Below are 7,435 nucleotides of genomic sequence, written 5' to 3' on the forward strand. Positions count from 1 at the left end.
GTCTTATCTCAAGACTCCGTTACGATCAAAGTAATATCGTTTACCAGAGATCCTAACCCATCCGGTTACCATCGTACCGCTGCTATTAAAATAGTACCAATTTTTATCGAGTTTCAACCAGCCGATTTGCATCGCACCACTCGATTGGAAATAGTACCAGGTCGTGCCGATTTTTTCCCATCCAGTCTGCATGGCTCCGTTGCTGTTAAAATAGTACCAGGTTGAGCCTTGTTTTAACCAGCCTGTTTGCATGATGCCATTTTGATCCGAATAGTACCAGGTTCCTCCTACCTTATACCAACCCTTTTTCAGTTCTGATGTTGTCGGTTCATAATAATACCATTTTCCGTCCTTACTTACCCATCCAGATGGATTTGTTTTAGCGACAATCACCGTAGTAGCTTTACTAATGTTCCCTGCTGCATCCGTTGCCGTCACACTTAGTTGAGTGCCGGAGGCTAGGGCGCCTGCCAGCTTCACAGTAAACTTCCCATCTGGGCCGGTGACTGCTGTGCCGATTCCTTTGCCATTTACCTTTATTTCCACTACCGATCCGGCTTCCGCTGTTCCTGTTACTTTCGTATCCTTATCAGTTACATCATTTACAACAGGTTTAGAAGGAGGTGTAACATCTTTAACCACTGTTGTTGTCGGCTGACTACGATTTCCGGCCTGATCTATAGCCGTAATGACTAATTCAGTACCCGCTTTTTGCACAGGAATTGGCACCACGAATCGGCCATCCGTTCCGGTAATATTAGACCCTATCAAAGTTCCATTCGCTGTAATCTCTACTTTCGAACCAGCCTCTGCCTGCCCGGTTACAGTAGTATCCTTATCAACAACATCATGAACGATTGGCGGCAATGGAGCTGTTTCATCAATGACTATTACACTCGTTGCCGGGCTGGTATTTCCTGCTGCGTCTTTAGCGTATACTTGAATCACTGTCCCTGCCGGCTGCTTGGGAATCGGTATCGTAAATGAGCCTGTTTCATTGCTAGTTCTGCCGATTTCTGCTTGATTGACTACAGCAAATACGGTTGTACCGGGCTCGGCTGTACCTGTAATTTGGGTATCCGAATCACCAACCAGGTTTACAATTGGACTCGCCGGCGGTGTTGGATCCGGCTGCTCCGCCCCAGGGATATCAAAGAAATTGTAAGTAATATCTTGGCCTTTATCAGCAGGAACCGTCATACCGACTGAAGAGTTAAAAACCGTTACAACCGCGCCCCCTCCTCTTAGATTCGCTGATTGCCCAGAATAAAATTTATCTTTTAGCGAATTAAAGAAAGGATCCCCTTTAAAACCATATAATCCTGTTGGCTGCTTTAAAAGACAAGCAATCCGAAAATCAGTCATTAACTTTCCAAAAGTGATATTCGGATCAATGTACTTCTTCGCTATATCCTCAATCGCCTGATAGGTGCTGGCTCGATCCTGAATAATTTCTTTAAAAATCCTGTCGCCCTGCCCCGCTTGGAGTTTAACATACTGGACAAACAAATAGGATAAAGCATAATTGGACAACGTGTCCCCATTGTAATCCCAATACAGTAGAGAGTGTCCATTTTGAATGGATGTCGAATTATTATAATAATCAACTTGGTCACTTAGTCCATGGCCATCATAGATTTGTTCCGCTGCCATGGACAGCCCCTCGTTCAGCCATGTATCCATTCCCTTTGTATTCCCTTGAACTAAAACTTTTTGATTGTAATTCACCATATGCTGAAATTCGTGCGCTAAAGTAGAATACACTTGAGATACATCTTTCGTTGTCCCATTTCCCATCGCCGGATACGTATCGATATAGAAAATTTCTGATCGATTGGAATGGTCTGTATTGTATAAATCACCTGGATAAAAATACCCTGCGACATACGCTCCGCTGCCCGTAAATCCATCCTGAATGTCATAACATAAAATATCCACTTTCCCGTCATGGTTGACATCCGATTCCGAGCCAAAATTACTAGTTACCGTTGAATAAATTTTATTATCAAACTCTTGTCCTAGTTTAGCTGCATCCGTATCGGAGATTTGATTGTTATTTACCCAAACATTTGCTTTGGAACCGCTATAAGCGAGCCTAGAGTTAATCTGGTAATCGGTATTATTCGTGAGATTTGATACACAAAAATATTTCGTATCTCCTGTCTTGTACGAAGGAGAACAGAATATACTTTTTTATCGACCAAGCCCCCTTACTGCTCGCAGGATCAAATGGTTTCATATAATCGATTCGATAGGCACTCGGCTTCAACTTTTTATTCAGAGTAACCTTTATATTTTTCACATTCAAAGTGCCCGTTGGCTCCGTTGAAGACGCATCCGTAGATTCATTGCTGATTACGGCATACTTATCGGCGGTTGCTGACGTCCCCCCTGTATAAAATGGATTGGCCACTTTGAAAGTCATAACAGCTGAGTAATATTGAGATAAACTATTTTGGTAAACACCTAATCAACAGCAAAGATAACAAACCCCGCCCTCCCCAAATGTTGATTTTTTGGGTATAATAAAAGAATATGCTATTTTTCCATTAAAGGAGGGCGACGGCCTTGGAATCAATGGTGACACGGGAGCAGATACAGGGCCTTGCTGATGAGATAAAAGAATATTTGCATGCGGGTGAGCCAGAGGACCTGAAATTGGTGCAGAAGGGGATGATGCTGTACCGACAAGGGCTGGTGACACAGTTGCAAATTTCAGACGGGGCGCTTACGGCGACAGTCCAGGATGTAACGCCGGCGCATGTTCGGCTTGATTTCATGTTTTTGGCTGGAAGTCATTGTACGTGTCCAGGAGAAGGATTGTGCCGTCATCAGTTGGCGGTGTTTTTCAGCGCTTACGCGAAGGTAGCCAGCATTGCGGATTGGATGGAAGAATGGCGCGAGCCTCTTTCGATGAAGAAGGAAGCGGCTGTCTGGGGGCTTGAGCGAGCGAAAGATTTAATGAAGGCGAATCGCGTGCTGGCACCGGATTATGACCGATGGGTGCAGTCGTTCGAGGCAAGCTTTGCAACACTGCTGGCTTCGAAAAAATATACTAGCCCGTATGCGTTAACAGAGTTGTTCGGGATTTATCAGCGCAGGCTTTCGGCAAGTGCGCCAGTTGAGCAGGAATGGCGGCTGTTATATGAGCTGATTGCGGCGGTGATGTCGCTTCAGATGCTGGCGAAGCTTAGTGACCGGCTCGGCCATGATCCGGGAACAGTGCATCGTACGTATCATCATTTGTTTCATAATCTATTGGATGAAGTGGAAGATTTGACGAAAAAAATTAGTGTCCAGGCACTGCCATTTGCTTTCCATGAGTTTATCGTGAAGTTGAAACAGGATACGTTCGGGCTTTTGACATGTACAACTGGTTTGGAAAATGAACGGATTTATATGTATCAGGTGTTGTGGCGCGGACTTTTTAAGAAGAAAGATTGGATGGAAGAGGAAATCGTCCGGATCCGGGAGGCAGTAAAGCAGCTTGAGGATGGGGATATCCCTCTTCCGTTAATGCTGGCTGCGATTCATATGTACTTCTTGCTTGAGGATGATGATCTGGCTCTAGAATTGATTGGGAATAATGAAGATTATATCATTGCGCCGTATATGGTGTATTGGATTGATGATCTGACAGAGTTAAAGTCGTGGAAGCGGGCACTTCCTTACATTGAGTTGTTTTTACAGAAGGGGCGCGGGTATTTGCAAGAATTGGGCGAATACCGGGGCTGTTCGGTATTTACAAGGAATTTGCTAAGGACGATTACGCCCTATTGCGCGGAAAATAACCGGCTGGATTTATATGAGCGAGCGCTGGTTGCAACTCTCCCCTATAGCTTTCCCGATTATGAGTATATGTTGTTTGAGCGCGGTCAATATGACCGCTGGGGCGAGCTGCAAGCGTTGGTCGGCTTGGATTTTTATGATTTGCCCAAGGACCGCGTGAAGGTAATTGAAAAGGAACGGCCCGAAGTACTATTGGGAATGCTCCACCAAACCGCACAGCGTGAAATTAACCAAAAAAACCGGGCAAGCTACCGAATGGCCGTAAAACATCTAAAAAAACTGCGCACGCTATACAAAAAACTCAAACGGGTCGATGACTGGGAATACTTCATCAAAGAACTACTCGAACGCACCAAACGGCTCCGCGCCTTCCACGAAGAATGCCAGCGGAGCAAACTGATTTAGATGCATTTTGGTGTCAGGCACCGCACGTGGACAAATTGCGATTTTGTCCACGTGGGGTGGACACCACTTAGATATATTTGTTTTTTTCATAGTTTATCTCGCACCTATTTTAAAGGAGCGTACACGCATGCTTAAAACTAGATTTTTAAAATTATTGATAATGAAATTAGCGGATGGTCGTTTTTTGCTTTGGGCCGAGGATGAACGCGGCCGAGAGCTCGAGCCTGATGTTTGGAAGAATCTTGTGTTCAGTACTCATGAGGAGAGTTTCTTCGGAACCATGCTTGATCATGAGACGGTAGACGGCTCCCAAGGTGTGGTCTTAACCGGCTGGCAACTCGTCTCTCTATTTGCCAAGGAGTCGTTCAACCGCTTTATTGAATGGGACTGGAATGAACAGGCGGAGATTTGCCTTGCAGCGGCAAATTCACTTTATGAGGCGATTTTGGCAAAAGACTGGCTACCTGACTTTTCGGTTTGGGAGCAAGACGGCTTTTGCTGGAAGCTTCCTGAACGAGTCAAAAGCGAATTCGCCCCTTCCTTTTGGGAGCAAGAAATGACAGATACGGGCAGCCCGAAAGCCTGTGCGTACATTACTGATTTATTTAACAGCGCCCTTGACTGCTATTTAACACGGAATACTGCGATGAAGGAACTGTTTCAGCCAAAGCTTGATCTATTAAAAAAGCAAACCATTTCCGGTGCCGAACTGGCGCGGTATTTTGACGAAGAAAGCTGGCTTGAGTGGGTTGGAATTAAAGAAAACGATACGCCCTTTACCATCGGCTTGCGCCTGGATGAACCGGCCGATGGTGAAGGCGACTGGTCGCTGGATGTGTTTTTGCGTAGTAAAAAAAATCCTGATGACCTGTTCGATGCGGAAGATGTCAAACGGATTCCGAGAAAATGGCATCCATTTTTAGATAAGGTTGACCGTGAGGTGGCGCGCTGGCTGCGATTGTTTCCATGGCTTGGTGATGGCGACAATGCGGCCTTGAAGTCAAAGCTTTCGGAGGAAGAAGCATGGATGTTTTTAACCGAGGCGAGTGAAACCTTACTTGCGCTGGATGTTGAGATCCTCCTTCCTTCCTGGTGGCAGGCAATGAAAAATGCCAACCTCAAGGTGAAGGCGTCGTTAAAAGGAACTTCTAGCCACCGTCCTTCCTTTGTCGGGCTTCAGGCGATGCTCGACTTCAACTGGCGCTTTTCAATGAACGGGGTGGACCTTTCCGAGGACGAATTTCGCAAACTAGTCGAGGAAAAAAGGCGGCTTGTTTTTGTGCGCGGCCGCTGGGTGAAGCTTGATCCACAGTTTATTCGGCATATTCAGGAGTTGATGAAGCAGGCTGAAAAAGAAGGGCTGCATGTCCGGGATTTACTTGAGCAGGAACTGGTTGAAGCCCCTGATGAAACAGAAGATGAACTGGAAAACACAAAAGCATTTGCCAAAATTCAAATCGAGTTGAACCAGCAATGGCGGAAAATGATGAAACAGCTAACCGAAATGCACGAAATCCCACTTGCACCTGTTCCATCCGGGCTGCACGGCGAACTGCGCCCCTATCAACAGCTGGGAATGAGCTGGCTTTGGTTTTTAAGACAGTACGGTTTCGGCGCCGTGCTCGCTGACGATATGGGTCTCGGTAAAACGATCCAGCTCATCTCCTACCTGCTAAAGGTGAAGGAACAGGAAACGGGGGCACCTACTGGCGAGGAGCAGCATACGGCAGTGGTGCCTGACACCAAACGCAGAAATAGCGATGCAAAACTTCCAACAACAGCCGCTCTGATTATCTGCCCTACATCTGTTCTCGGAAACTGGCAGAAAGAGTTAGAGAAGTTTGCACCGGAGCTAAACGTATACTTGCATTATGGAGCAAACCGCTTGAAAGGGGAAAGTTTTGCAAAAGAAGTTCAGGAGGCTGATGTGGTGCTCACCTCCTATGGTCTCAGCCATCTCGATTCAGATGAGCTCGATTCATTTTTTTGGAATACAGTTGCTATTGACGAAGCACAAAATATTAAGAACGCCCAAACAAAGCAATCAAAAGCTATTCGCAAGTTCCGCGGTCGCCATCACATCGCCTTGACTGGAACACCGATGGAGAACCGCCTGGCCGAGTTGTGGTCCATTTTTGATTTTACCAACCACGGCTATCTTGGCAGCTTAGGCCAGTTCCAAAAGCGCTTTATTATTCCAATTGAAAAAGAGGAGAAAAAGGAAAAAATTCAGCAGCTGCAATCGCTGATCCGACCTTTCTTGCTGCGACGGACTAAAAAGGATGAGGAAGTAGCCCTCAACTTGCCTGATAAGCTGGAGCAAAAAGAATACATTCCGCTCACCGCGGAACAGGCATCCTTGTATGAGCAACTGGTTCAAGATATGTTTGCCGAAATTGAAAAACTGTCCAGCTTTGAACGCAGGGGATTAATTTTACAAATGCTGGGCCGCTTAAAACAGCTGTGCAACCACCCCGCCCTTTATTTAAAGGAAAAAGTTGACGAAAATCAACTTCTGGAGCGCTCCAATAAGCTTGAAAAGCTGGTCGAGCTGGTAGACGCAGTATTAGACCAAGGAGAAAGCTGCCTGATTTTCACGCAATATATTGAGATGGGCGAAATGATTCGGACCGTAATGAAGAAGAAGTTTGGCCTGGATGTGCCATTTTTAAATGGGAGTGTATCAAAGACACATCGTGACGGAATGATTGAACGATTCCAAAAGGGTGACTTTCCAATATTCCTACTATCGTTAAAAGCCGGAGGAACCGGTCTGAATCTGACCGCCGCCAACCATGTGATCCATTACGATCGCTGGTGGAATCCAGCCGTGGAAAACCAAGCAACAGACCGTGCCTACCGCATCGGCCAATCCCGCTTCGTCCACGTGCACAAACTAATCTGCACCGGCACACTCGAAGAAAAAATCGACGCCATGCTCGAAAAAAAACAACACCTCAACGACCAAATCATCCAAAGCGAAACTTGGATCACCGAACTTTCCACCGAAGAACTCAAAGAATTGGTGGGGTTTCATTAATGGTGTTTGGGTGTCAGGCACCGCTCGTGGACAAAACGCGATTTTGTCCATCTGGGGTGGACAGTGGTTGATAGCCACTGTTTTTTTGTTTGGTTCTGTTATTGTTCATTGTTGAGTTTCAGCAGGTTACTCACTTATCAGAAGAATTCCGCTTATTTTGAAAAAATAGCGGTTAGACAGAGAAATAGGCGGAGGTTTTAC

The 7,435-nt window shown here is 45.9% G+C and carries 3 protein-coding genes; 2 read left to right on the forward strand and 1 reads right to left on the reverse strand.

Annotated features, from left to right (window positions below; genetic code table 11):
• Window positions 1-3: 3 nt before the first annotated feature.
• Complete coding sequence (locus tag BFU02S_RS16865) at window positions 4-1,938, reverse strand: Ig-like domain-containing protein (protein WP_157075946.1); 1,935 nt, start codon at window positions 1,936-1,938, stop codon at window positions 4-6.
• 639 nt (window positions 1,939-2,577) lie between these two features.
• Between BFU02S_RS16865 and BFU02S_RS13690 the strand changes: the two genes are divergently transcribed.
• On the forward strand, window positions 2,578-4,194 hold the full coding sequence (locus tag BFU02S_RS13690) for an SWIM zinc finger family protein (protein WP_066371709.1): 1,617 nt from the start codon (window positions 2,578-2,580) through the stop codon (window positions 4,192-4,194).
• A 127-nt stretch (window positions 4,195-4,321) separates the two neighbouring features.
• On the forward strand, window positions 4,322-7,234 hold the full coding sequence (locus BFU02S_RS13695; protein ID WP_066371707.1) for a DEAD/DEAH box helicase: 2,913 nt from the start codon (window positions 4,322-4,324) through the stop codon (window positions 7,232-7,234).
• Window positions 7,235-7,435: the final 201 nt, after the last annotated feature.

Source organism: Neobacillus fumarioli NBRC 102428, from assembly GCF_001591485.1.
In the GTDB taxonomy this organism is placed as follows: Bacteria; Bacillota; Bacilli; order Bacillales; family Cytobacillaceae; genus Neobacillus; species Neobacillus fumarioli.

Excerpts from the sequence above, each read along its gene's own strand:
- BFU02S_RS13690 (WP_066371709.1), top strand. The coding sequence starts at position 2,578 with ATGGTGACACGGGAGCAGATACAGGGCCTTGCTGATGAGATAAAAGAA.
- BFU02S_RS13695 (WP_066371707.1), top strand. The coding sequence starts at position 4,322 with ATGCTTAAAACTAGATTTTTAAAATTATTGATAATGAAATTAGCGGAT.